Source organism: Stenotrophomonas sp. NA06056, from assembly GCF_013364355.1.
Classification (GTDB): Bacteria; Pseudomonadota; Gammaproteobacteria; order Xanthomonadales; family Xanthomonadaceae; genus Stenotrophomonas.
Map to the genome: position 1 here is coordinate 3209762 of NZ_CP054931.1, position 22783 is coordinate 3232544.

27 protein-coding genes are annotated in these 22783 nt (G+C 66.7%); 17 read left to right on the forward strand and 10 right to left on the reverse strand.

The genetic code is table 11. The features are described from left to right. Nucleotides 1–209: 209 nt before the first annotated feature. The 4 genes from HUT07_RS14390 to HUT07_RS14405 all read right to left on the reverse strand — a co-directional run bounded on the left by HUT07_RS14390 (nt 210) and on the right by HUT07_RS14405 (nt 3330). Nucleotides 210–818: a HutD family protein gene (locus HUT07_RS14390; RefSeq protein ID WP_176021505.1), complete on the reverse strand. Its 609-nt coding sequence runs from the start codon at nt 816–818 to the stop codon at nt 210–212. Between the two features lie 34 nt (nt 819–852). Next, nucleotides 853–1581 (reverse strand): murein L,D-transpeptidase catalytic domain family protein, encoded by a 729-nt coding sequence (locus tag HUT07_RS14395; protein WP_176021506.1) that lies wholly within the window; start codon nt 1579–1581, stop codon nt 853–855. A gap of 17 nt (nt 1582–1598) precedes the next feature. Then, nucleotides 1599–2666: a L,D-transpeptidase gene (locus tag HUT07_RS14400; RefSeq protein WP_176021507.1), complete on the reverse strand. Its 1068-nt coding sequence runs from the start codon at nt 2664–2666 to the stop codon at nt 1599–1601. A 337-nt stretch (nt 2667–3003) separates the two neighbouring features. Next, nucleotides 3004–3330, reverse strand: a complete 327-nt coding sequence (locus HUT07_RS14405; protein WP_254898875.1) for a helix-hairpin-helix domain-containing protein — start codon at nt 3328–3330, stop codon at nt 3004–3006. 198 nt (nt 3331–3528) lie between these two features. Here HUT07_RS14405 and HUT07_RS14410 point away from each other — a divergent pair, with 198 nt between their 5' ends. From HUT07_RS14410 to murU, 4 genes are all read left to right on the forward strand, one after another. Further along, on the forward strand, nt 3529–5022 hold the full coding sequence (locus tag HUT07_RS14410; RefSeq protein WP_176021509.1) for a M20 family metallopeptidase: 1494 nt from the start codon (nt 3529–3531) through the stop codon (nt 5020–5022). A 70-nt stretch (nt 5023–5092) separates the two neighbouring features. Beyond that, nucleotides 5093–5362 (forward strand): GlsB/YeaQ/YmgE family stress response membrane protein, encoded by a 270-nt coding sequence (locus HUT07_RS14415; protein WP_176021510.1) that lies wholly within the window; start codon nt 5093–5095, stop codon nt 5360–5362. 63 nt (nt 5363–5425) lie between these two features. Then, complete coding sequence (locus HUT07_RS14420) at nt 5426–6451, forward strand: phosphotransferase (RefSeq protein ID WP_176021511.1); 1026 nt, start codon at nt 5426–5428, stop codon at nt 6449–6451. Between the two features lie 11 nt (nt 6452–6462). Continuing rightward, nucleotides 6463–7173, forward strand: a complete 711-nt coding sequence (gene murU / locus HUT07_RS14425) for an N-acetylmuramate alpha-1-phosphate uridylyltransferase MurU (RefSeq protein WP_176021512.1) — start codon at nt 6463–6465, stop codon at nt 7171–7173. A 584-nt stretch (nt 7174–7757) separates the two neighbouring features. Here murU and hda read toward each other — a convergent pair. The 3 genes from hda to HUT07_RS14440 are packed head-to-tail and all read right to left on the reverse strand — an operon-like array spanning nt 7758 to nt 10761. Beyond that, nucleotides 7758–8465, reverse strand: coding sequence for a DnaA regulatory inactivator Hda (hda, locus tag HUT07_RS14430; RefSeq protein ID WP_089241202.1), 708 nt, complete (start codon nt 8463–8465; stop codon nt 7758–7760). Next, on the reverse strand, nt 8465–9637 hold the full coding sequence (locus tag HUT07_RS14435) for an AI-2E family transporter (protein WP_176021513.1): 1173 nt from the start codon (nt 9635–9637) through the stop codon (nt 8465–8467). Before HUT07_RS14435 ends, hda begins: the two co-directional genes overlap by 1 nt. Further along, nucleotides 9634–10761: a DUF2066 domain-containing protein gene (locus tag HUT07_RS14440; protein WP_223482051.1), complete on the reverse strand. Its 1128-nt coding sequence runs from the start codon at nt 10759–10761 to the stop codon at nt 9634–9636. The genes HUT07_RS14435 and HUT07_RS14440 overlap by 4 nt, the downstream gene beginning before the upstream one ends. Nucleotides 10762–10873: 112 nt before the next feature. On the opposite strand from HUT07_RS14440, the gene purM reads away from it, so the two are divergent. From purM to HUT07_RS14475, 7 genes are all read left to right on the forward strand, one after another. Then, nucleotides 10874–11932: a phosphoribosylformylglycinamidine cyclo-ligase gene (purM, locus tag HUT07_RS14445; RefSeq protein ID WP_176021514.1), complete on the forward strand. Its 1059-nt coding sequence runs from the start codon at nt 10874–10876 to the stop codon at nt 11930–11932. Between the two features lie 22 nt (nt 11933–11954). Beyond that, nucleotides 11955–12452 (forward strand): hypothetical protein, encoded by a 498-nt coding sequence (locus HUT07_RS14450; protein WP_176021515.1) that lies wholly within the window; start codon nt 11955–11957, stop codon nt 12450–12452. After that, a complete protein-coding gene (locus tag HUT07_RS14455) occupies nt 12449–12871 on the forward strand; it encodes a hypothetical protein (RefSeq protein WP_176021516.1) in 423 nt (140 codons plus the stop codon). Before HUT07_RS14450 ends, HUT07_RS14455 begins: the two co-directional genes overlap by 4 nt. 43 nt (nt 12872–12914) lie before the next feature. Beyond that, entirely contained in the window at nt 12915–13577 is a 663-nt protein-coding gene (locus HUT07_RS14460) for a DUF2238 domain-containing protein (protein ID WP_176021517.1), read from the forward strand. Continuing rightward, nucleotides 13574–14230: a phosphoribosylglycinamide formyltransferase gene (gene purN / locus HUT07_RS14465; RefSeq protein ID WP_176021518.1), complete on the forward strand. Its 657-nt coding sequence runs from the start codon at nt 13574–13576 to the stop codon at nt 14228–14230. Before HUT07_RS14460 ends, purN begins: the two co-directional genes overlap by 4 nt. Before the next feature lie 67 nt (nt 14231–14297). Beyond that, nucleotides 14298–15095, forward strand: a complete 798-nt coding sequence (locus tag HUT07_RS14470) for a DUF3108 domain-containing protein (RefSeq protein ID WP_176021519.1) — start codon at nt 14298–14300, stop codon at nt 15093–15095. A 2-nt stretch (nt 15096–15097) separates the two neighbouring features. Beyond that, the gene (locus HUT07_RS14475; protein ID WP_176021520.1) at nt 15098–15781 is read left to right on the forward strand and encodes a DUF3108 domain-containing protein; all 684 of its coding nucleotides are present in this window, start codon (nt 15098–15100) and stop codon (nt 15779–15781) included. A gap of 44 nt (nt 15782–15825) precedes the next feature. On the opposite strand, the gene HUT07_RS14480 is transcribed toward HUT07_RS14475, so the two are convergent. Genes HUT07_RS14480 through HUT07_RS14490 form a run of 3 tightly spaced genes read right to left on the reverse strand, consistent with a single transcriptional unit; the run spans nt 15826 to nt 17666 of the window. Continuing rightward, the gene (locus HUT07_RS14480; protein WP_176021521.1) at nt 15826–16143 is read right to left on the reverse strand and encodes an EF-hand domain-containing protein; all 318 of its coding nucleotides are present in this window, start codon (nt 16141–16143) and stop codon (nt 15826–15828) included. After that, complete coding sequence (murA, locus tag HUT07_RS14485; protein WP_176021522.1) at nt 16140–17414, reverse strand: UDP-N-acetylglucosamine 1-carboxyvinyltransferase; 1275 nt, start codon at nt 17412–17414, stop codon at nt 16140–16142. The genes HUT07_RS14480 and murA overlap by 4 nt, the downstream gene beginning before the upstream one ends. Before the next feature lie 21 nt (nt 17415–17435). Next, a complete protein-coding gene (locus HUT07_RS14490; RefSeq protein WP_089239309.1) occupies nt 17436–17666 on the reverse strand; it encodes a BolA family protein in 231 nt (76 codons plus the stop codon). A 54-nt stretch (nt 17667–17720) separates the two neighbouring features. On the opposite strand from HUT07_RS14490, the gene HUT07_RS14495 reads away from it, so the two are divergent. The 6 genes from HUT07_RS14495 to HUT07_RS14520 all read left to right on the forward strand — a co-directional run bounded on the left by HUT07_RS14495 (nt 17721) and on the right by HUT07_RS14520 (nt 22743). Further along, on the forward strand, nt 17721–18722 hold the full coding sequence (locus HUT07_RS14495; RefSeq protein WP_176021523.1) for a KpsF/GutQ family sugar-phosphate isomerase: 1002 nt from the start codon (nt 17721–17723) through the stop codon (nt 18720–18722). A 66-nt stretch (nt 18723–18788) separates the two neighbouring features. Next, entirely contained in the window at nt 18789–19337 is a 549-nt protein-coding gene (locus tag HUT07_RS14500) for an HAD hydrolase family protein (RefSeq protein ID WP_176021524.1), read from the forward strand. Beyond that, nucleotides 19334–19909: an LPS export ABC transporter periplasmic protein LptC gene (gene lptC, locus HUT07_RS14505; protein ID WP_176021525.1), complete on the forward strand. Its 576-nt coding sequence runs from the start codon at nt 19334–19336 to the stop codon at nt 19907–19909. The genes HUT07_RS14500 and lptC overlap by 4 nt, the downstream gene beginning before the upstream one ends. A 104-nt stretch (nt 19910–20013) precedes the next feature. Continuing rightward, nucleotides 20014–20544, forward strand: coding sequence for a lipopolysaccharide transport periplasmic protein LptA (lptA, locus tag HUT07_RS14510; RefSeq protein ID WP_176021526.1), 531 nt, complete (start codon nt 20014–20016; stop codon nt 20542–20544). Further along, complete coding sequence (gene lptB, locus HUT07_RS14515) at nt 20544–21263, forward strand: LPS export ABC transporter ATP-binding protein (RefSeq protein ID WP_176021527.1); 720 nt, start codon at nt 20544–20546, stop codon at nt 21261–21263. The genes lptA and lptB overlap by 1 nt, the downstream gene beginning before the upstream one ends. Nucleotides 21264–21303: 40 nt before the next feature. Then, nucleotides 21304–22743, forward strand: coding sequence for an RNA polymerase factor sigma-54 (locus HUT07_RS14520; protein WP_176021528.1), 1440 nt, complete (start codon nt 21304–21306; stop codon nt 22741–22743). Nucleotides 22744–22783: the final 40 nt, after the last annotated feature.

The following is a 22783-nucleotide window of genomic DNA, read 5'->3' on the forward strand; positions in this document are numbered from 1 at the left end:
GCATCCACGCATGGCGTGGATCTACTGAACGGCTCCATGCCGCGGTATCGGCCACTGCATCCACGCATGGCGTGGATCTACTGAACGGCTCCATGCCGCGGTATCGGTCACGGCATCCACGCATGGCGTGGATCTACGAAAATCCGCGCAATCTGCTTCAGTAGATCCACGCCATGCGTGGATGATTGCCTACGGGCGCCGACGATGGCTCAACTGCCCGCAGCACTCACCCGGATCGCCAGCAACTCGCCGCCACCCTGCAGCGCGTGCCGCTGACGCTCACCGGCGGCCAACCACGCGGTATCGCCGGCCTGCATCGCAGGCAGTCCACTGTCCGCGCCGAACGTGGCCTGCCCACCCAACAGGTGCAGGGCCCACGCCACGCCCGGTTCGCAGAAGAAGAACATCGGCCCGACCAGCGGCCGGTGCAGCAGCTCGGCCTGCAGGAGTCCGCGCTTCCACATCAGGTTGAAATCGTGGGTGGTGCCGTCGACCAGTTCACCGTGCAGCGCTGCTTCACCGGCAAAACGCACGCGCCCATGCGGGGGCAGAACCTCGGCTACGCGGCCGTCCTCGAAACGCAGGCGCACGCCATTACCCTGCAGCAGCACCAGCTCGCGCTCGACGCCCGGGAATGCGGAAAACGCGGCGTCCTGCTCGATCTCGGCCACCGACAGGCGTAATGCCCAGTCATCGCCGTGCGCGGGCAACCGCAGGATCTCGCGGGTCCAGCCGAGGCCGTTGCGCCAGCGCTCGCGGCGGTAATCCAGGCTGGAAATCACCTGGCTCGGGGTCTGCAGCAGGGAGTCGATGTTCATGCGCGCATTGCATCATGCCGCGCGCCACAACGCATCACCGCGTTGCAAGACCCGCGGACGTACCGCACTCGCCGCCCAGCAGCTGCGAGTGCTTGAGCCAGTCCTGGTCGGGGTAATACGCGAACACCATCGTGCCGCCTCGCAGCGCGTCGATCAGCGGCTTGGCCACCGACAATCGCACCGCAGGACAGCCAAGACTGCGCCCCAACCGCCCCTGCAACTGTGCGGCGGAGGGATTCACATACGGCGCACCGTGGATGACGATGGCGCGCTCGCGGGCGCGATCATTGAAGCCCGGCTCCAACCCCGCCAGGCGCAGCGAATAGCCGTTGCCGCCCATGTAGGTTTCCTGCGCAGTGAACGCACCGAGGCTGGACATGAAGCTGCCATCGCGGTTGGAGAAATGCTCGGTGCGGTTCGCGCCGCTGTTGCGGCCGTGCGCCACCCACTCCTCGAACAGCAACCGCTGGCGGGCCAGGTCGAAGACCCACATCCGCGGCTCGGTGGATGGCCGCGAGTAGTCGATCACGCTCAGTCGTTCACTGCTGACACCCAGTTCCGGCCGCTGCAACGCGCAGCGCATGGCGTGGGCGGCCAACTGCAGCACCCGACGGTCGGCCCTGGGCGCTGTGCGTGCCAGCTGCGCAGCGAGATCATCGGCGCTGAGCGCCGTGGCAACGGGCGTCTGTGCCGCGGCAGGGGCACTGGCAGTGGTCGCCAGCAGGCCAAAGGCGGCCAGCCGGCACAGGCGGAGAGCGGACATGGGCACGTAGGGAGGTCTCAGGATCCCTTGAGGGTGGACGCTGGCGGCTCCGATTCCAAGACCGGCTGCATTCCCGATTCAGCCGCGCTTGGGCGCACCGCCGGCAGCGAGGTGACCAGCAGGGTCGTGCCCGGCACCAGCACCTGGTAGAGCTGGCGGGCGAAATCGGCCGGCAACGCCATCGGCAGCGATGGAGTTGCCAGCAGGTCCGGCGTGGCCTGCGCGCGATCTTGGCCCAGCAACGGATAGGCCGTCCACTGGTGCAGGCGCTGCTGCGCATCAAGCGGGCTGGGCGTATCGCTGTAACCCTGGCCCATCACGAACAGGGTGGTGCCCTGGAACGCCGGTAGCGCGTCAGCCTTCAACGGCGACTCACCGATCATCACGCCGTCGCGCAGCACGTACAGGCGCTGGTCGTGCAGGCTGACCAGGATGCCGACCTGGCCAGTCGGCGCGGCCGCATCATCCCACCACGCCTTGTCGGGGGCGCCGGCCTCGCCTTCCGGCAGGGCCTGTCCGCGTGCATTCACCGGTGCCAGCACCGCCGGATAGGCCAGCGTCATCGGCGCGCTCTTGGCATCGGCTACGACCACCGTATCGCCGCGCTTGGTTTCGCTGAACAGCTTCTGCGCGAAGGCCTGCGGCAGGCGCACGCAGCCGTGCGAGGCCGGGTGCCCGGGCAGGCTGCCGCCGTGAAGCGCGATGCCGTCCCAGGTCAGCCGCTGCATGTACGGCATGGGGGCGCTGTTGTAGAGGTTGGAACGGTGGTCCTTGTCCTTCTGCAGGATGGTGAACACACCGGTCGGTGTTTCATGGCCGGTCTTGCCCGAGCTGATCGTGGTCAGGCCGATGGCAATGCCATTGCGGTACACATAGGCGCGCTGCTCATCCAGGCTCACCACGAGCACGATCGGCCCAGCCGGCGAAACCTCCGGGTGCCACAGGTACTCGCCTGGCTTGAGGTCGGTCGGACCGCGCACTTCGGAAGTCGTCGCCGCGACCGGCTTGGACGGTGCGGCCGCGTGTGCAGCGCAGGGCAGTGCCAGGGCCGCGGCGAGCATCAGGGTCAAACGGTGCAGGTGCATCCAGCAGGTTCCATTCCATCCGAAGGCCCCACCGTACACCATGGGCGCGTCGTGGCTGCGCCAAAAGAAATTGCCCGGCGACACAGCCATGTGTCGTACCGGGCAATCGTCACGTCCTTGTCGGCCTGCTGCCACCCCCTCGCATCCTGCGAAGCGGGGGCGGCGTTGCATCCTGCACGCGGCCGCGTCTGTCCTGTTTGTATCTCAGCCCCTTCCACAGGTCTGTGATGCCACCATCCTGGTGATTGGTGCCGCGTCCCTGCGACAGTCGGTGGTTGCGGGCATCCTGTCCGCAGCCAGTGAACCTGCATCCTGCCGGTCCCGACGTTTCCTGTTGTCAGCGCCTGGGTACGGTTCGCACCGGTACCGATCCGGGTACCGGATCCGCGGGCAACATCGTGTTGCCAACGGTGATCCGCCGTCGATTCCGTTCGACGATCGATGTCCCTATCCCCTTCACCTGCGTCAGGTCCTCGACGCGATGAAACGGGCCGTGTCTGCGCCGGTGCTCGACAATCGCCGCAGCCTTGGTGGCCCCGACCATCGTCAATCCCTGCTGCAGCGCCTGGGCATCGGCCCGGTTGATGTCGATCGGCTCGGCAGCTTGCGCCGCCGCGATCCACACTCCCAGCACCAGCGCCCTAAACACGACAAACCAAGGCACGACGTGTATCTCCTTGTGGTTCTGACCGTCCCGACCGGCAATCCCGTCGGTCGAAACAGTGTCCGTCACCACATGCACACAGCGTATAGGGTTCACGGATTTCTAAAAGCCAGCCAAATACCCGACGTGATGTAGGGAAAACCCTACCCTTGGCCGAGGCGTAGAATGGGCGGATCAGCCATGCAACCGGAGTTTCAGATGGACAGCGCCAAGCTCGGCCAATTCGTCAATGACAAGTGGGACAGCGAGATCGTCCCGCAGTTGGTCGACTACATCCGCATCCCCAACAAGTCGCCGATGTTCGACGCCAATTGGGTGCAGAACGGCTACATGGAGCAGGCGGTCACCCTGATGGAAAGCTGGGCCAAGGCCCAGGACCTGCCGGGGCTGAACGTCGAAGTGGTGCGCCTGGAAGGCCGTACCCCACTGATTCTGCTGGAAATTCCGGCCACCGGCGCCGAAACCGGCGACGACACCATCCTGCTCTACGGCCACCTGGACAAGCAGCCGGAAATGACCGGCTGGGACGAGGACCTGGGCCCGTGGACCCCGGTCCTGCGCGGCGACAAACTGTATGGCCGCGGCGGCGCCGATGACGGTTACGCCATCTTCGGCTCGCTGGCCGCGGTGCTGGCGCTGCAGGCCCAGGGCCTGCCGCACGCCCGCTGCGTGGTGCTGATCGAAGCCTGTGAAGAGTCCGGCAGCTACGACCTGCCGGCCTACGTCGACCACCTGGCCGACCGCATCGGCAAGCCGTCGCTGGTGGTCTGCCTGGATTCGGGCTGCGCCAACTACGACCAGCTGTGGTGCACCACCTCGCTGCGCGGCCTGACCGGCGGCAACTTCACCGTGAAGGTGCTCAACGAAGGCGTGCATTCCGGCGATGCTTCGGGCGTGATCCCCTCCAGCTTCCGCCTGCTGCGCCAGATCCTTTCGCGCATCGAGGACCAGGACACCGGCCGCATCCTGATCGACGGCATGAACGTCGAAATCCCGGCCGAACGCCAGGAACAGGCCAAGCGCGCCGCCGAAGTGGTTGATACCGAGATCTTCGAGAAGTTCCCGATGGTCGACGGCCTGCGCCCGATGAACGAGGACCTGACCGAGCTGGTGCTCAACCGTACCTGGCGCCCGGCCCTGTCGGTCACCGGCGTCGGCGGCATGCCGCCGCTGGAATCGGCCGGCAACGTGCTGCGCCCGCAGACCTCGGTGAAGCTGTCGCTGCGCCTGCCGCCGACCGCCGATGGCAAGACCTGCGGCGAGCTGCTGAAGGAAGCGCTGCTGCGCGACCCGCCGAACGGTGCGCAGGTCACCCTGGACCTTGAAAAGGCGTCCACCGGCTGGAACGCCCCGGCCATGGCGCCGTGGCTGACCCAGGCCATCGACGATGCCAGCCAGGCCTTCTTCGGCAAGCCGGCCATGTACATGGGTGAAGGCGGCTCGATCCCGTTCATGGGCATGCTCGGCGAGAAGTTCCCCGGCGCCCAGTTCATGATCACCGGCGTGCTCGGCCCGCACTCCAACGCGCACGGCCCGAACGAGTTCCTGCACATTCCGATGGGCAAGAAGGTCACCGCCTGCGTGTCCAAGGTGATCAGCGAGCACTACGCGGCCAGCCTGCGTGGCGAGACCAGCGGTTCGCCGGTGGCAGCCGACAGCGGTACCCGCCACGGCAACCACGGCTGCTGCTGATTCCGGCACACCGTGACGGACGCAGCCTGGCCTTGCTAGGCTGCGTCCATCCTTCGAGAGCACTGATGGCATGAACGGTCTGTTTGGCAGCACCAGCTGGCTCTACATCATCCTGGTCGGCTTCTTCGTCGGCCTGCTGGGGCGCTTCTTCATGCCCGGCAACAACCGCATGGGCTGCCTGCTGACCATCGTGCTGGGCATCCTCGGTGCGTTGCTGGCCGGCTGGTTTGGCCAGTACATGGGCTGGTACGCGCCCGGTGAACCGGCCGGCTTCCTCGGTGCGGTGGTGGGCGCGGTTGTCGTGCTGGCGATCCTGCGCCTGTTCAGCGGCCGCCGCTGAGCCGCCATTCCTTTCCTTTTCTGCCCCGACGTTGGCGCGCCCAGCGCGCCCGGATATGCCTGCATGACCGAACCCGCCTCTGACCCCAAGCGCAGCGCACAGCGCCTGCAGTGGGCCCGTACCCAGCTCGACGATGGCGACGCCGTGGTCGAACGCGCCTCGGTCGACGCCGGCATGCGCAGCTACTGGCGCACCACCAGCCAGCGCGGCAGCCACATCGTGATGGACGCCCCGCCGGGGCTGGAAGATCCCACGCCGTGGCTGCGCATGCGCGGCCTGCTGCACGATCACGGCCTGCGCGTGCCCGCGCTGCTTGCCCAGGACCTCGACGCCGGCTTCCTGCTGCTGGAAGACCTGGGCGGCCCGACGCTGGCGAAGATCCTCGACGAACGCAATGCCGACGAGTGGTTCAGCCGCTCCATCGAACAACTGCTGCGTCTGCAGGCCATCCCGGTGCCCGCCGATTTCGGCCACTTCGGCGAAGCGCTGCTGCAGCGTGACGCCGGCCTGTTCGATGAGTGGTTCCTGCAACGCCATCTTGGCCTTGAGCTGGACTGCGGCGAGATCGAAGGCCTGCAGCTGGTCCACCGCCGGTTGATGGACAACGCGCTGGGCCAGGCCCAGCTGATGACCCACCGCGATTACATGCCGCGCAACCTGATGCCGGTGGACGGCGGCCCGGCCGTGCTGGATTTCCAGGACCTGGTGCGTGGCCCGATTGCCTACGACGCGGTGAGTCTGTTCAAGGATGCTTTCCTGAGTTGGCCACTGCAGCGCGTGGACGACTGGCTGGCGCAGTATCACCAGCGCGCACGCGACGCTGGCCTGCCGGTACCCGACCGTGCCACCTTCCTGCGCGATGCCGACTGGATGGGCATCCAGCGCCACGTGAAGATCCTTGGCCTGTTCTGCCGCCTGCGCTACCGCGACAACAAGGGCCATTACCTGGACGACGCACCGCGCTTCATCGCCTACCTGGATGAAGTGCTGCCGCGCTACCGCGAGCTGGCGCCACTGCAGCAGCTGCTGGACATGCGGATCAAACCGGCATTGGCCGAGCTGGCCGCGCCGATGCGCGTGCTGCGCTGAAGGCCACATCGATGAAGGCACTGATTTTCGCCGCCGGCCTGGGCGAGCGCATGCGTCCACTCACCCTGCACACGCCCAAGCCGCTGCTGGAAGTGGCCGACAAGCCCCTGATCGTGTGGCACCTGGAGCGGCTGGCTGCGTTCGGCATCCGCGACGTGGTGATCAACACTGCATGGCTCGCAGAGCAGTTCCCGGCCACATTGGGCGAAGGCAGCCAGTGGGGCCTGCACCTGCATTTCATGCACGAAGGCGATACCCCGCTGGAAACCGGCGGCGGCATCCTCAATGCATTGCCGTTGCTGGGTGACGATCCGTTCCTGGTGGTGAACGGCGATATCTGGACCGATTTCGATTTTGCCACGCTGCCGCGTGAGCCGGCTGGCGAGGCGCACCTGGTGCTGGTCGACAACCCGGCGCAGCACCCCAACGGCGACTACCGGTTGGATGCCCAGGGCGTGCTGCACCACGACCGCGAAGGCCCTTGCCTGACCTACGCGGGCATCGGCGTTTATCGTCCGTCGATCGTTGCCGATTGGCGCGCGGTGATCGGTGATGCGCCAGGCAGCGAGCGTGTGCCACCGAAGTTCTCGGTGGTGCCGCTGCAGAAGCATTTCATGGCGCAGGGATTGATGACGGGGCAGCACCATCGTGGGCGATGGACCGATGTGGGTACCGTGGATCGCCTGCGCGCGCTGGATGTTGAGTTGGCGGCGAACGGCTGAGCCCCTCGTGGTTGGACGCCTTCAGAGCAGAAGCCTTGCTTGGCCGGGCGGGATGGGTTCGCGGGGGACGCCGTGAACCCATCCATGGGGGCTTGGCCGCGGCATCCATGCCGCGGACACCCCCGCGAACCCACCCCGCCCAGCCTTTGACAGTTTCCGTGTGCGTCCAGCCACGGAAAAAGAAAGTAAAGCAAAAGCGGGTCGCTTCGCTGCGCTTGCTCTGGTGACGACCAACGGTCGTCACCCACCACAAGCGGAGCAGGTCAGATTCAAGGTAATTCTTCCCCGGAAAGTCTCATCCACGCATGGCGTGGATCTACGTGTCGACCAAGGTCGACACCCACCAACAGCAGTGCAGAACGCCGTCCCGACAGATCGCGGGAACCTGTCGAAGGCGGGGCGCTGTGGGTTTGCGGGGTGTGAGCCGCATGGATGCGGCGACCAAGCCCCCATGGACGGGTTCACGGCGTCCCCGCAAACCCACAGCGCCCCGCCATCCCACGGATAGCCCGCTTTTGACGTTGACGTTGACGTTGCTCTGGCTTCGGCGGGTGCAGGGCGCAGCCCTGCCGGACAACACCCCCTCAGTACCGAGGACGGCCTTCTTCCAGTACCTGGCGCAGGAACGGCACGGTGATCCGCCGCTTCGCCGCCAGCGATTCGCGATCAAGCCAGTCCAGCAGCGTAATCAACCCACCCAGCTCGCGGCCGGTGTGCGAAAGCAGCCACTCGATGGCGGCCTCGTCGATCGCCAACCCCCGACGCAGCGCGCGCTCGCGCAGCACCGCCGCGCGTCCTTCCTCGTCCAGCGGCTGCAGCAGCACCCGTACGCATTGGCCCAGGCGCGAACGCAGGTCTGGCAGCACCAGACCCAGTTCGCCGGGCGACTTCTGTGCGGTATACAACACCGTGACGTCGGCAGCGCGCGCGCGGTTGTGGAAATCGAACAGCGCAATCTCGTCCTCGCGGTTGCCCGCCACCGCATCCAATCCATCCAGCGCCACCAGCTCGCGCTGCTCCAGCCCTTCCAGCGCCACCCGCACCCGGCCGACCACGCTGGCCAACGGCACATAGGTCGGCAGGCGCCCGGCCTGCTCGGCACTGGAACACATCGCCAGTGCCTGATGGGTCTTGCCGGTGCCGGCCGCACCTTCCAGGTAGATCCAGTCATGGCTGGCCCCTACCGCGATGGCACGCAGCTGCGCCAGCGCGCCATCCGGCGCGCCGATGAAGCTCTCCAGACGCTGGTCCCGCGGGTAATGCAGGGCCAGCGGAAGTTGCGGCACACCAATCACTTCAGTTCCGGACCCTTGTCATTGCCAGGCACGATGATATGGGGCTGGTCGATCACGCCATCAAGCACGATCGCGGGCTTCTCGCCGGCATACAGCTCACTCTGCCGGTAGCGCTGGTGCGCATAGCGCAACAGGACATTGGTCACCGCCGCCACCGGCAACGCCAGCAGCATGCCGAGGAAACCGAACAACTGGCCACCGGCCATCACCGCGAAAATCACCGCCACCGGGTGCAGGCCGATCTTGTCACCGACGATGCGCGGGGTCAGCACGTAGCTCTCCAGCAGCTGGCCAACGGTGAACACCACGCCCACCAGGATCAGCAGCTTCAGGTCGAACCCCTGCGCCTGCACCAGCGCGGCCACGATCGCCATCAGGATGCCGGTGGTCGCGCCCAGGTAGGGAATGAAGCTGATCAGGCCCGCGATCAGGCCGATCAACAGGCCCAGCTTGAGCCCGACCAGCGACAGGCCACCGGCGTAGATCACGCCCAGCGCCAGCATCACCAGGAACTGCCCGCGGATGAACGCACCGAGCACTTCGTTCGATTCACGCGCCAGCGCGGTGATCGTGCCGATCTGGTTGCGCGGAATCACCGACGCCACGCGTTCGACCAGCTTGTCCCAGTCACGCAGGAAGTAGAACGCCAGGATCGGCAGCAGCAACAGGTTGACCACCCAGGTGACCACCGTGAAGCCCGAACGCGACACGTAGCCCATGAAGGTCGTTGCGAACCCGCCGGCCTGCTGCCAATGGCTGCGTACCCACTCGATCAGGCGATCCGGGTCCATCCACTGCATGACTTCCAGCCCGGTCTTCTGCTCGAACCAGGGAATCCCCTTCTCCATCAGCCAGGCCTGTGCCTGCGGCGCCACTGCGATCAAGGTGGTGATCTGGCGCTCGATCATCGGCACCAGCACCAGCAGCAGCGCGACGATCACCAGCACCATCGCCACGAACACCAGCACCACACCGGTCATGCGCGAGCGGCCGGTGGCCTCGATGCGGTCCACCAGCGGATCGCCCAGCCAGGCCAGCGCCAACGCCAGCACGAACGGGGTCAGGATCGGCGCCAGCAGCCAGACGATCCAGCCGATCAGGCCCGCCAGCAGGATGTACTTCAGCCGACGCAGGAACTGTGCGATTTCCGCTTCCGGGGACAGGATCATCGCAGACGGTACTCGTTGCTGACCGGCGCCGGTGCCGGCGCACCGGTCGTATCGTCGATCGGCGTCGGCAAGGCCGGCAGAGTCGCCGACGGCACCAGCACGCCGTTGTCGCCGAGCATGCGGTTGAAACCGGCAAGGCCGGTGGTCATTTCCAGATTCAGCTCCAGATGGTCGGCGGTCGCGCGCAGCGGGGTGACGTTGCGCACCACCGCCACTTCACGCAGGCCGGCGGCCAGGCGCAGGTATTCGTCGGCGCTGTTGATGCCGGTCACCACCACGCGGTAGGTGCCCGCCTGGCCAGTGGCCGCACCGGCCTTGGCGTAACGCTTGACCAGCGCGTCGGCAGCGCCATCGGCACCGGCGGCCATCGCGCGCATGGCGTTGGCGTCCTTGCTGGTCCACTTGTTCAGTTCACGGCCGTTGTCGACGAACACCCAGTCCGCCTGCCAGCCGCCATTGGCGCGGTAGAGCTTGCCGATCAGCTGCATCGGCGGCGAATAGCGCGACGAGGCACGGGCGACGGCGGCGCTGTCCTGGCGCCAGATGGCACCGGCAAGCGCCTGCTCGGCGGCGCCACCACTGGGCAGGCCCAGCTTGTAGCCACGCTCGATGGCCCGGCTCAGCAACGGCCGCGCGGCATTGGCCTGCTGCACGCTGACCAGACGCGGACCGCTGCCATCATCGACGGCCAGCCACAGCACCGGCTTCGGTCGGGGCTGCGGCCACAGCGGCAGGCCCAGGGCCGACACCAGCCCGTCCACGTCATCCTCGCGGAAACGGGCAACCAGCAGGGTACGGAAGCTCGGCGCACCACTGGCGCCCACGCTCTGGTCCTGCTTGTAGTCGTAGCTGGCCACATAGTCCTTGGCATTGCGCAACGCCTGCGCCACGCCAGGGCGCGACATGACGCTGCGATCGCCGGACAATTTGCCAAGTACCACGCTCAACGCGCGGGCAAGTGCACCGTTGCGGTCAGCCTCGGCTTGGCTGTTGACGGGCACTTCGGCCTCGTACGCACCACTGGCAGTGGCAACATCCCCCTCGGTTCGCATGCCGCTCTGGGCCATCGTGGCCACCGGCAGGCACAGCGCAAGGAGCAGGGTCAAAAACAGGCTGCGGCGCATCAGGACATCCATTGGCTCGACGTATCCGGGGGGAATTGTTGCCCGAATACGGCCTTTGCGCCAATGCGGCCTGTTAAAATCGGCGATTCAACCCCTGCCAGCGCCGACGCCCGTGACCAACAGCCCGTCTTCCGCCCCTTCCCCCCTCACCTACCGTGACGCGGGTGTCGACATCGACGCCGGCAACGAGCTGGTCGAGCGGATCAAGCCCCTGGTCAAGCGCAGCTTCCGTCCGGAAGTGATGGGCGGCCTGGGCGGCTTCGGCGCCCTGTTCGACCTGTCCAACAAGTACCGCGAGCCGGTGCTGGTATCGGGCACCGACGGCGTCGGCACCAAGCTGAAGCTGGCCCACCAGCTGAACCGCCACGATACGATCGGCATCGATCTGGTCGCCATGTGCGTGAACGACGTGCTGGTGCAGGGCGCCGAGCCGCTGTTCTTCCTGGACTACTTCGCCACCGGCAAGCTGGACATCGACACCGCCGCGGCCGTCGTGGGCGGCATCGCCAATGGCTGCACCGAGGCAGGCTGCGCGCTGATCGGCGGCGAAACCGCCGAGATGCCCGACATGTACGCACCGGGTGAGTACGATCTGGCCGGCTTCACCGTCGCTGCCGTCGAAAAGAGCGAGCTGAAGGACGGCGCCCATGTCGCCGCAGGCGACGTGCTGATCGGCATCGCCTCCTCCGGCCCGCACTCCAACGGCTATTCGCTGGTGCGTCGCATCTACGACCGCGCCGGCCGCCCGGCCGAGCTGGAGCTGGAAGGCGGGGTCAAGCTGGTCGATGCACTGATGGCGCCGACCCGCCTGTACGTCAAGCCGATCCTGTCGCTGCTGAAGTCGCACGGCGAGGCCATTCACGGCATGGCCCACATCACCGGTGGTGGCCTGACCGAGAACATCATCCGCGTGGTGCCCGAAGGCCTCGGCCTGGATATCCAGGCCTCGTCGTGGACCCTGCCGCCGGTGTTCCAGTGGCTGCAGAAGGAAGGCGCGGTGGCCGACAGTGAAATGTGGCGCACCTTCAACTGCGGCATCGGCTTCGTGCTGATCGTCGCCCCGGACCAGCTTGAGGCCGTATCTGCTGCGGTCAAGGCGCAGGGCCTGGAGCACTGGACGATCGGCCAGGTGGTCACCGCCCAGGGCGGCGAACGCGTCCACATCGCCTGATCCACTGGACAAAGGAACCCGCATGGACGCCCCTCCTCCCTTGTCGACGCCGCCGGCTCCGCCGGTGCTGCCGCCGAACCCGGCCCTGCCGGTGTTCGGCCCGCAGGACGCCGCCCAACTGCGCCAGCTGGCGATCGGCCACTACGTGGTCGCGGGCCTGATGGCGGTGTTCTCGCTGATCTTCATCGTGCACATCGTGCTGGGCATCGCCATGCTGTCCGGCTCGCTGCCGATGAAGTCCGGCGGTGAGCCGTCTTCGCCGGAAGAACAGCAGTTCGTCGGCTGGCTGTTCACCGTGATGGGTTTCTGCATCGTGCTCGGCGGGCTGACCCTGGCAGGGTTTGTCGCCTATGCCGGCCGCTGCCTGGCGCAGCAGCGCCGCTACCTGCTGTGCCTGATCGTGGCAGGGCTGTCCTGCCTGTTCACTCCCATCGGCACCATCCTCGGCGTGTTCTCCCTGGTCGTGCTGCTGCGCCCGCATGTGAAGTCCGCGTTTGCGGGCCAGGCGGACGTGGCATGAGCGATGGACTGAACCCACCGCCACTGCCCAGGCAGACCCTGGCCGACCTGCAGACCGCCAGCCACCTGCACAACCTGAAGATCCTGTTCTACGCACTGGCCGGCTTCCATTGGCTGGCCGCGCTGATGTTCCTCGGTTTTGTCGGCATCGTCGCCTTCGAACGTGGCGTGGATGACGGTGCCGTGCTGGCGATGGTGTACGGCGCGGTGTCACTGCTGGCCATCGGCCTGGGCTTCCTGCAGTTGCACACCGCGCGGCTGCTTGGCCAGCGCAGCAACCTGGCCTGGTGCCGTGGCGCGGCCTGGGTGGCGGTGATGGCCGGCCCGCTGGGCATGGCCCTGACCGCCTACGCGGTGTATTTCCTGCGCAAGCCGGAGATCGCCGCACTGTTCGACCGCGGCGACCACGTCAGCGTCTGAGCTGGCAGGCGCATGTTCCGTCCTTTCTGCTGATCGCTCCGACATGTCCACGCCCGCTGCCCCCACCCTCGCCCGCAACCGCACCACCCACTCGCTGTCGGGACCGAAGAAGGTCGCGCTGGCCGCGGTGCTGGGCATATTCGCGGCCACCTGGATCCATCCGCTGTGGCCGCTTGAACAGACCCTGCACAGCTCGCTGACCGTGATCGGACTGCTGGCCCTGTGGTGGGGGGATCGGCGCTGGCAGCTGGGCAATGGTGCGTTCATCGCGATCTGCGGCTTCATCGCGATCCACTGCGTGGTCGCGCGCTGGCTGTATTCCAACGTGCCCTATGACGCCTGGCTGCAGTCGCTGTTCGGATGGTCGCCGGATGCAGCCTTTGGCTGGCAACGCAACCACTTCGACCGCCTGATCCACTTCCTCTATGGCGTCTGCTTCACCCCGGCGTTGCTGCAGTTGGCGCGACATTCCTGGCCTGCGCTGCGCATCGGCCAGGCATTCACCCTGGCAGTGATGGCGGTGATGTGTTCCAGCCTGGTGTATGAGTGGCTGGAATGGGGCATCGCCCTTGCCCTGTCGCCGGAAGCCGCCGAGGCCTACAACGGACAGCAGGGCGACATGTGGGACGCGCACGCGGACATGCTGCTGGCGACCCTGGGCAGCCTGTTGCTGTGGCCGCTGGTGCGCCGGAGCGTGGTGCGATGAGCATCCGCCGAATCGCCGTGCTGGCATCCGGGCGCGGCAGCAACCTGCAGGCCATTGTTGACGCCATCACGGCAGGGCGGCTGCAGGCCGAAATTGTCGGCGTGTTCTCCGACCGCCCCGATGCGACCGCATTGGAGCGGGTGGCAGCGGATCGACGCTGGGCGCATGCGCCGAAGGAATTCAGCGACCGCGCCGCCTACGAGCAGGCGCTGGGTGATGCGCTGGCAGCGTCCGCTCCGGACTGGATCATCTGCGCCGGTTACATGCGCATCCTCGGCGCCGATTTCGTGCAGCGGTTCAATGGCCGCCTGGTCAACATCCATCCCTCGCTGCTGCCGCTGCACAAGGGCCTGCACACCCATGCACGGGCACTTGAGGCGGGCGACAGCGAGCACGGCGCCAGCGTCCACCTGGTGGTGCCGGAACTGGATGCCGGTGCGGTGCTGGCGCAGGCACGGGTTCCGGTGCTTGCCGGCGATGATGCGCAGACCTTGGCCGAACGCGTGCTTGCGGTGGAGCATCCGCTGCTGATCGCGACCCTGGAGCTGCTCTGTGCGGGCCGCCTGGCTGAACGGGAAGGCCAGCCGACATTCGACGGTCACCCCCTGTTTAACCCCTTGGCTCTAGATTCCGCCGGGAACCTGAACCGGTAACGCCCGTGCACACGCCCCGCTGACTGCGGGGCTGGCATCCTGCTCCCTCCTGCGGTTCCTGTCGGCCATGAAGACCACGTCCCTGCTGCGTACAACGCTCCTGCTGCCACTTGCCGTCCTCGCCTGTGCGGGCTGGGGCCAGGCAACAGCGCCTGCTGCGCCGGCATCTGCCGAGGTGGCACCGCCGATGCTGCCTGCACTGGCCTGGGAGCCGCCGCCGCTGCAGCCGTTCAGCGCGACCTACCAGGCGTTCTACAAGAGCAAGGAAGCGGGCGACGCGACCATGCAGGTCACCCACACCGGTGGCAACCAGTGGCGGGTGGACATGCAGGTGGTTGGCCGTCGCGGCTTCGCCAGCGTGCTCGGCCTGAACATCGAGCAGAGCACGGTCTTCGAAGAGCGAAGCGGTGTGTACGCGCCGCTCAGCCAAAGCACCGTGCGCAAGGGCCTGTTCCTCGGCAAGAAGGCCGTCGGCACCTACAACTGGCAAGCCGGCACCGCGCAGTGGAGTGGCGACGTGGAAAAGAAGCGCGCGCAGCCGATCCCGCTGCAGCCGGGCGACCAGAGCGCACTGCTGATCAACCTGGCGATCATGCGTGACGCCCGCCCGGGTGCCGCCATGCATTACCGCTACGTGGACATGGGCAAGGTCCGCCAGCACGACTACCAGGCCGCGCCGCAGACCGAGAACGTCGAGGTCGGCGACCTGTCCTACAACGCGCTGCGGGTCTATCGAACCAACGGCGGCAACAATGAAACCATTCTCTGGATCGCCAACGGTGTCCCCACCCCGGTGCGCATCCTGCAACGCGAAGACGGCGAAGATCGCGTCGATCTGCGCCTGATCGAATACCAAGGAGTCTGAGCATGAACACCCTGACCCGCCCCCTGACCTGGATCGCCGCTGCCGCACTGTCGGTGGTCAGCCTGCCGGCCATGGCCCTGCAGCCATTCAAGGCCGACTACCTGGCCAGCTACATGGGCATGCAGGCCAACGGCAGCATGACCCTGGCCAGCGAAGGCAGCAACAAGTGGCGCTACAGCCTGCAGGTCAAGAACCAGCTGGCCGACCTGAGCCAGAGCACGGTGTTCGAAGAGGTGCGCGGGCAGCTGCGCCCGCTCAGCAGCCAGGACCGCTCTGCGTTGCTGGTGAAGAAGCGCAATGTGCAGGCGAACTACAACTGGACCAGCAACCAGGCCACCTGGACCGGCGACATCAAGCCGGACCGCGCCGGTCCGATCGCGTTGAAGGCCGGCGACATGGACGCGCTGCTGATCAACCTGGCCATTGCCCGCGACCTGGCTGCCGGCAAGCCGCTGACCTATCGCATGGTCGACGAAGGCCGCATCAAGAACATGACCTACCGCGTGGTGGGCAAGGAATCGGTGACCGTGGGTGGCAAGAGCTACCAGGCCACCAAGGTCTCGCGCACCGACGGCAACAAGGAGCTGATTGCCTGGATCGTGCCGGAGTTCCCGGTGCCGGCGCGCATGCTGCAGCGTGAAAGCGGTCGCGATGCGCTGGACCTGACCATCAAGGCGATGAACTGACCGGCACTACCAAATGAAGAACGCCCGCTTTCGCGGGCGTTTTTTTATTTCTTCTCTGCGGCTTCCGCCGGCGCGAACTCGGTACGACAGTCCACCCGGATCTGCTCGCCCGTGGATCGGCGCACAAACGTACGGCAATGGCGATTGCCTTCCTGGCTGTCGTTCACCGCCACCGCGTAGAACGACTGGATGATCTCGTCACGGGTCACCGTGCCGTCGCCATTCCAGTCCATGTCCTTCTGCTCAATGCCCTTGGTGATGGCGATGTTGGCGTACCAGGCGTAGCCCAGCCATGCCAGCACGATCAGCACCAGCGCCAGCAGCGCCTTGCGGCGGCGACTGAATTTGCCGCGCAGGATCATGCGGCCACGCGCCGGATGCTGGCGCCGAGCGAAGACAGCTTTTCTTCGATGTTCTCGTAGCCGCGATCAAGGTGGTAGATGCGATCGATGGTGGTATCGCCATCGGCCATCAGGCCGGCCAGGATCAGCGACGCCGATGCGCGCAGGTCGGTCGCCATCACCGGTGCACCGCTCAGGCGTTCGTGCCCGCGCACGATGGCGGTGTGGCCTTCCACCTGGATATCCGCGCCGAGGCGCAGCAGTTCGTTGACGTGCATGAAACGGTTCTCGAAGATCGTTTCGTTGATCACGCCCACGCCGTCGGCCACGCAGTTGAGCGCCATGAACTGCGCCTGCATGTCGGTCGGGAACGCTGGGTACGGCGCGGTGGTCAGGTTGACCGCCTTCGGCCGCTTGCCCTGCATGTCCAGGGTGATGCTGTCTTCAGTGGTCTCGATGGTCGCGCCGGCTTCCACCAGCTTGGCCAGTACGGCGTCCATGGTGTTCGGGCGCGCGCGGTTGACGGTGACCTTGCCACCGGTCATCGCCGCAGCCACCAGGAAGGTGCCGGTCTCGATGCGGTCGGGCAGCACTTCATGGCGTCCACCGGACAGGCGTTCGACGCCTTCGATGACCAGGCGGGCGGTGCCCAGGCCTTCAATCTTCGCGCCGAGGGCGATCAGGCAATGCGCCAGGTCGGTGACTTCCGGCTCCATCGCCGCGTTGTCGAGGATGGTGGTGCCTTCGGCCAGCACCGCTGCCATCAGCACGTTCTCGGTGCCGGTCACGCTGACCATGTCGAAGGTGAAGTGACCACCCTTCAAGCGCTTGGCGGTTGCCTTGATGAAGCCGTTCTCGACCACGATGTCGGCACCCAGCGCCTGCAGGCCCTTGATGTGCTGGTCGACCGGACGCGAGCCGATCGCGCAGCCGCCGGGCAGCGATACTTCGGCCGCGCCGAAGCGGGCCAGCAGCGGGCCCAGCACCAGGATCGAGGCGCGCATGGTCTTGACCAGCTCATACGGAGCCACATGCTGGTTGACCGAACGCGGGTCGACCACGATCGCGCTGCCGCGCGACAGCGTGCCCTGGTCGATGGTCACTTTCGCGCCCAGTTCGCCCAACAGTTTCACCGTGGTGACCACATCGTGCAGATGCGGCACGTTGGTGATCTCCACCGGCTCGTCGGCCAGCAGGGTCGCACACAGGATGGGGAGGACGGCGTTCTTGGCGCCGGAGATGCTTACTTCACCGTGCAGCGCAGTGCCGCCGGTCACAACGATCTTGGCCATGTATTGGGGATCTTCTGCGGTTCAGCCGGCTTCGGCCGGGGTCACGGTTTTCAATGCGAGCGCGTGGATCGCGCCGCCCATCAGGTCGCCCAGAGTGGCATACACCATCCGGTGGCGGGCCAGCGGCATCTTGCCGGCGAAGGCCTCGCTGACCACGGTCGCTTCGAAATGCACGCCATCGTCACCCTGCACGTCGGCGCGGGCGCCGGGCAGGCCGGTTTCGATCAGATTGCGGATGGTGTCGGCGTCCAACGGGCTTTCCTAATAAAATGTGCGTCCATTCTACTTCCGCTGCGTGGCGTCCGCATGGCCGAATCCCTGTTGCCCCCCCGTTCCGCCGACCCTGCCGCCCTGGTCGCCAGTGGCCGGCGCGTGTTCGAGATCGAACGGCAGGCGCTGGACGCCGTGGCCGACCGCCTCGGCGACGCCTTCCAGCAGGCCTGCCGGGCGATCCTGGGCAGCCGCGGCCGGGTAGTCGCCACCGGCATGGGCAAGTCCGGCCATATCGCTCGCAAGATCGCCGCCACCCTGGCCTCAACCGGCACCCCGGCGTTCTACGTGCACCCGGGCGAGGCCGGCCACGGCGATCTGGGCATGATCACCGAGGACGACGTGGTGCTGGCCCTGTCCTATTCGGGTGAATCGGATGAGCTGCTGATGCTGCTGCCGGTGCTCAAGCGCCAGGGCAATGTGCTGATCGCCATGACCGGCCGCCCGCAGTCGAGCCTGGCCAGCGCCGCCGATTTCCACCTGGACGTGAGCGTGCCGGCCGAAGCCTGCCCGCTGGCGCTGGCACCCACCTCCAGCACCACCGCCTCGCTGGCGATGGGCGATGCCCTGGCGGTGGCCCTGCTGGACGCACGCGGCTTCACCGCCGACGATTTCGCCCGCTCCCATCCGGCCGGCAGCCTCGGCCGCCGCCTGCTGCTGCACATCACCGACGTCATGCACACCGGCGAGGACCTGCCCAAGGTCGATGCCGGCGCCAGCCTCAGCGAAGCGCTGATGGAGATGAGCCGCAAGCGCCTGGGCATGACCGCCGTGGTCGATGACCAGGGCGTGTTGATCGGCCTGTTCACCGATGGCGACCTGCGCCGCGCGCTGGACACCGACCTGGACGTGCGCACGGCGAAGATCGCCGATGTGATGACCCGTCACCCCCGCACCATCAGCGCCGACAAGCTGGCGGTGGAGGCTGCACGGCTGATGGAAACCCACAAGATCACCGGCCTGATCGTGGTCGACAGCCAGGGCCGCGCAGTCGGCGCCCTGAACATTCATGACCTGTTGCGGGCCCGGGTGGTTTAACCGACAGTCCGTAGACCCCATTCAGTCTGTACCAACGAGCCCGCAACCACCGAGTCCGATGCCCTGATGCCCTGGTCCCCCCTGCCCGCCTTCCCCGCCCACCTGCATGCCGTTGCGGCCGGTATCCGCTTGGCCTGCTTCGACGTGGACGGCACCCTCACCGACGGTCAGCTGTACTACGACAAGGATGGCAACGAGAGCAAGGCGTACTTCGTGCAGGATGGCCTGGGCCTGAAACTGCTGCAGCAGCACGGTATCCACCCCGTGCTGATCACCGCGCGCAACAGCCAGTCCGCGCTCAAGCGCGGCGCTGACCTGGGCATCGACACCCAGATTGCCGTCGGCGACAAGCTGGCCAGCGTGCAGGCACTGTGCGCGCAGCACGGCATCGGCCTGGAGCAGGTGGCCTTCATGGGTGACGATCTGCCGGATCTGGCGCCACTGGGCGCGGTCGGCCTGGCTGTCGCCCCGGCCAATGCCCATCCGTGGATTGCCGAGCGCGTGCACTGGATGACCCGTGCCGAGGGTGGCCGTGGTGCGGCACGCGAGCTGTGCGACGTGCTGCTGGCCGCTCAAGGCCGCGTGGACGCCGTGCTGGCGAGGTTCGGCGCATGAACGCTCCCACCCTGAACTGGCGGATGATCCTCGGTGTCGGCCTGCTGCTGGCGGCCCTGCTGAGCAGTTGGGCAGCGCTGCGCAACCGTGAAAAGGCACCGGTTGTCGAAGGCCAGGACGCCGGTGTGGACTACATCCTGCACGATTTCCAGATCGTCGCCCTGGACGAACACGGCAAGGAATCGACCACCCTGCGCGCGCCCCTGCTGGAACGCCAGCGTGGCGACCAGACGCTCAACATCACCACCCCGCTGTTCGAAATGCCCGACAAGGACGGCAAGCACTGGACGCTGCGCGCCGAGACCGGCTGGCTCAGTGCCAAGGGCGACGAGATGAAGCTGCGTGGCAACGTCGCCGGCGACAGCCCCGCCGATCCCGGCGTGGTCACGACCACCTTCCGCACCGATCACCTGGATGTGTTCCCCAAGGACAACCGCGCCCGTACCGATGCCCTGGTGACCATGACCCGCCCGGGCATGGAGCAGTCCGGCGTCGGGTTCGAGGTGGATTCGAAGAACAACACGTATCATTTCCTCAGCCAGTCCAAGGGCCGTTACACGCCCAAGCGCTGATTCCGCCGCCCGCCCGCGACGTCTTCGGACAGGCGCGAAGCAGGCAGCCCCCACCCGCAGCCCCCGGTCCCGCCGGAGGGCCACCACCGGTAGAACGGACCCCGATGAAGATTCCCTTTGCAGCCGTGCTCGCACTCAGTCTTCTTGTCCCCGCTGTCGCCTTTGCCAAGTCGACCGACCGCAATGAAGCGATGAACATTGATTCCGGCGCGCAGTCCGGCACCCTCACCGGTGACGGCAAGACCGTGCTGTCCGGCGGGGTGATCATCACCCAGGGCACCCTGGACCTGCGTTCGTCCGAGGCCGAGATCTACCTCAAGGGCGGCGAAGCCGTGCGTGCGGTGTTCACCGGCAAGCAGGCCAAGATGAAGCAGCAGCTCGACGATGGCACCTGGATGGATGCAACGGCTGATCGGATCGACTACGACATCACCACCGAGATCATCACCCTGACCGGCAACTACAAGGTCACCAGCGCGCGCGGCACCAACGCCGGCCAGCGCATGGTCTACAACACCCGCAGCGGCGAAATGAACTCCGGTGGCGATGGCAGCCGTGTGCGCACGGTGATTCCGCCGAAGAACAAGACGCCTGCTGCCGCGCCGGCTGCGGCGCCGGCAGGAGGCAAGAAGTAATGCTCGTCGCAACTGGCCTGCGCAAGCGCTACAAGCAGCGCGAAGTCGTCAAGGACTTCGGGCTGACCCTCGACGCCGGTGAAGTGGTCGGTCTGCTGGGCCCCAACGGCGCCGGCAAGACCACCTGCTTCTACATGATCGTCGGCCTGGTGGCCGCCGACGCCGGCAGCATCGTGCTCGATGGCCAGGACATCACCGGTGACCCCATGTACACCCGCGCCAAGCAGGGCGTGGGCTACCTGCCGCAGGAACCGTCGGTGTTCCGCAAGCTGACCGTGGCCGACAACCTGCGGCTGGTGCTGGAACTGCGCGAGGATCTCGATTCGGCGGGGCGCGAGCGCGAACTGAACAGCCTGCTGGACGAACTGCAGCTGGGGCATGTGTCCGAACAGCTCGGCGCCAGCCTGTCCGGTGGTGAGCGCCGTCGTTGCGAGATCGCGCGAGCACTGGCCGCCAAGCCGCGGCTGATCCTGCTGGACGAACCGTTCGCTGGCGTGGACCCGATCTCGGTCGGCGAAATCCAGCGCATCGTCACCCATCTCAAGCAGCGCGGCATCGGTGTGTTGATCACCGACCATAACGTGCGCGAGACCTTGGGAATCTGCGACCGCGCGTATATCCTCGCAGAGGGCACCGTACTGGCCCAGGGCTCGCCGGAGGCGATCCTGGACAACGCCGACGTGCGCCGCGTCTACCTTGGGGATTCCTTCAAGCTGTAACCGCGGCCGCCGGGCCCTCTCCCTTCCGTTCGGCACAGGCATGAAGACTCGGCTGCAGACATCGTTGGGACAGCAGCTGGTGCTTACGCCCCAGCTGCAGCAGGCGATCAAGCTGCTGCAGATGTCCACCACCGAGCTGGAGCTGGAAATCGCCCAGGCGGTGGAGAGCAATCCGCTGCTGGACTGGTCCGACAGCAGTGACGAAGGCGCCGGTGTCGACAAGGACGGCAGCGGTGACGACGCGGGCGGCGACAATGACGCCCCGCCCGACAACGCTGAAAGCAGTGGCGACGACTGGGCGCCCGCCGAGCTGGACTGGAGCAGTGGCGGCAGCGGCGGTAGTTTCGATGACGACGACGACAACGGCAGTGCTGCCGAACGCGTTGCGGAAACCGAAACCCTGGCCGACCACCTGCTGTGGCAGCTGCACCTGACCCACCTGTCCAACCGCGACCGCAGCATCGGCGCCGCGCTGATCGATTCGCTGGAAGACGATGGGTATCTGCGCGAGCCGCTCTCGGCCATCGCCGAAGCGCTGTTGCCGGCGATCCATGCCGGCGAAGACGAAATCCTGACCGTGCTGCACCAGATCCAGCGCTTCGACCCCGTAGGCGTGGCCGCACGCAGCCTCGGCGAATGCCTGCAGCTGCAGCTGGACGTGCTTCCTGCCGACACCCCGTGCCTGGCCCTGGCCCGGCAGGTCGCCGCCGGTCCGCTGGAACACCTGCCGCGCAGCGGCGTGACCGGCCTGGCCCAGCAGCTGAAGCAGCCACTGGCCGAGGTCGAGACGGCAGTGGCCCTGCTGCGCTCGCTGGACCCGCGCCCCGGCACCCAGATCGCCCCGCTCGCCCAGGACACCTACGTGGTGCCCGACGTGGTCGTATGGCGGCAGAACGGCATCTGGCGCGCTGCGCTGGCCGCCCATGCCGGCCCCAGGCTGGTGATCCACCGTGGTTACGAGCAGATGATCCGCCGCTGCGGTGACGCCGATGCCGGTTACCTGCGCGGCCAGCTGCAGGAGGCGCGCTGGCTGCTGAAGGGCCTGCAGGCGCGGGGTGAAACCCTGCTGCGGGTGGTGCGCAGCCTGATCCAGCAACAGGCGGGCTTCCTTGAGTTCGGCGAACAGGCGTTGCGTCCACTGACCCTGCGCGAGATCGCCGGCGAACTGGGCCTGCACGAATCCACCGTGTCGCGCGCGATTGCCCGCAAACATGTGCGTACACCCCGCGGCACCCTGCCGCTGCGCGCTTTCTTCGCCTCGGGCATCGACACCGACGGCGGTGGCGAAGCCTCCAGCACCGCCATCCAGGCCATGATCCGGCGCCTGATCGATGACGAGAACCCACGCAAGCCGCTTTCTGACGCCAAGCTGGCTGACCTGCTCAAGACATCGGGAATCCCAGTAGCGCGGCGCACCGTGGCGAAGTATCGTGAGGCCATGAACATCTCCGCCTCGCACGAAAGAGTCAGAATCGTTTGACGCGCCGCCGCGCCCGGCGGAGAGGTTCATTGGCACATCC

Coding starts and splice junctions, on each gene's coding strand:
- HUT07_RS14390 (WP_176021505.1), bottom strand. CDS start 818: ATGAACATCGACTCCCTGCTGCAGACCCCGAGCCAGGTGATTTCCAGC.
- HUT07_RS14395 (WP_176021506.1), bottom strand. CDS start 1,581: ATGTCCGCTCTCCGCCTGTGCCGGCTGGCCGCCTTTGGCCTGCTGGCG.
- HUT07_RS14400 (WP_176021507.1), bottom strand. CDS start 2,666: ATGCACCTGCACCGTTTGACCCTGATGCTCGCCGCGGCCCTGGCACTG.
- HUT07_RS14410 (WP_176021509.1), top strand. CDS start 3,529: ATGGACAGCGCCAAGCTCGGCCAATTCGTCAATGACAAGTGGGACAGC.
- HUT07_RS14415 (WP_176021510.1), top strand. CDS start 5,093: ATGAACGGTCTGTTTGGCAGCACCAGCTGGCTCTACATCATCCTGGTC.
- HUT07_RS14420 (WP_176021511.1), top strand. CDS start 5,426: ATGACCGAACCCGCCTCTGACCCCAAGCGCAGCGCACAGCGCCTGCAG.
- murU (WP_176021512.1), top strand. CDS start 6,463: ATGAAGGCACTGATTTTCGCCGCCGGCCTGGGCGAGCGCATGCGTCCA.
- HUT07_RS14435 (WP_176021513.1), bottom strand. CDS start 9,637: ATGATCCTGTCCCCGGAAGCGGAAATCGCACAGTTCCTGCGTCGGCTG.
- HUT07_RS14440 (WP_223482051.1), bottom strand. CDS start 10,761: ATGCGCCGCAGCCTGTTTTTGACCCTGCTCCTTGCGCTGTGCCTGCCG.
- HUT07_RS14450 (WP_176021515.1), top strand. CDS start 11,955: ATGGACGCCCCTCCTCCCTTGTCGACGCCGCCGGCTCCGCCGGTGCTG.
- HUT07_RS14455 (WP_176021516.1), top strand. CDS start 12,449: ATGAGCGATGGACTGAACCCACCGCCACTGCCCAGGCAGACCCTGGCC.
- HUT07_RS14460 (WP_176021517.1), top strand. CDS start 12,915: ATGTCCACGCCCGCTGCCCCCACCCTCGCCCGCAACCGCACCACCCAC.
- purN (WP_176021518.1), top strand. CDS start 13,574: ATGAGCATCCGCCGAATCGCCGTGCTGGCATCCGGGCGCGGCAGCAAC.
- HUT07_RS14470 (WP_176021519.1), top strand. CDS start 14,298: ATGAAGACCACGTCCCTGCTGCGTACAACGCTCCTGCTGCCACTTGCC.
- HUT07_RS14475 (WP_176021520.1), top strand. CDS start 15,098: ATGAACACCCTGACCCGCCCCCTGACCTGGATCGCCGCTGCCGCACTG.
- HUT07_RS14480 (WP_176021521.1), bottom strand. CDS start 16,143: ATGATCCTGCGCGGCAAATTCAGTCGCCGCCGCAAGGCGCTGCTGGCG.
- murA (WP_176021522.1), bottom strand. CDS start 17,414: ATGGCCAAGATCGTTGTGACCGGCGGCACTGCGCTGCACGGTGAAGTA.
- HUT07_RS14495 (WP_176021523.1), top strand. CDS start 17,721: ATGGCCGAATCCCTGTTGCCCCCCCGTTCCGCCGACCCTGCCGCCCTG.
- HUT07_RS14500 (WP_176021524.1), top strand. CDS start 18,789: ATGCCCTGGTCCCCCCTGCCCGCCTTCCCCGCCCACCTGCATGCCGTT.
- lptC (WP_176021525.1), top strand. CDS start 19,334: ATGAACGCTCCCACCCTGAACTGGCGGATGATCCTCGGTGTCGGCCTG.
- lptA (WP_176021526.1), top strand. CDS start 20,014: ATGAAGATTCCCTTTGCAGCCGTGCTCGCACTCAGTCTTCTTGTCCCC.
- lptB (WP_176021527.1), top strand. CDS start 20,544: ATGCTCGTCGCAACTGGCCTGCGCAAGCGCTACAAGCAGCGCGAAGTC.
- HUT07_RS14520 (WP_176021528.1), top strand. CDS start 21,304: ATGAAGACTCGGCTGCAGACATCGTTGGGACAGCAGCTGGTGCTTACG.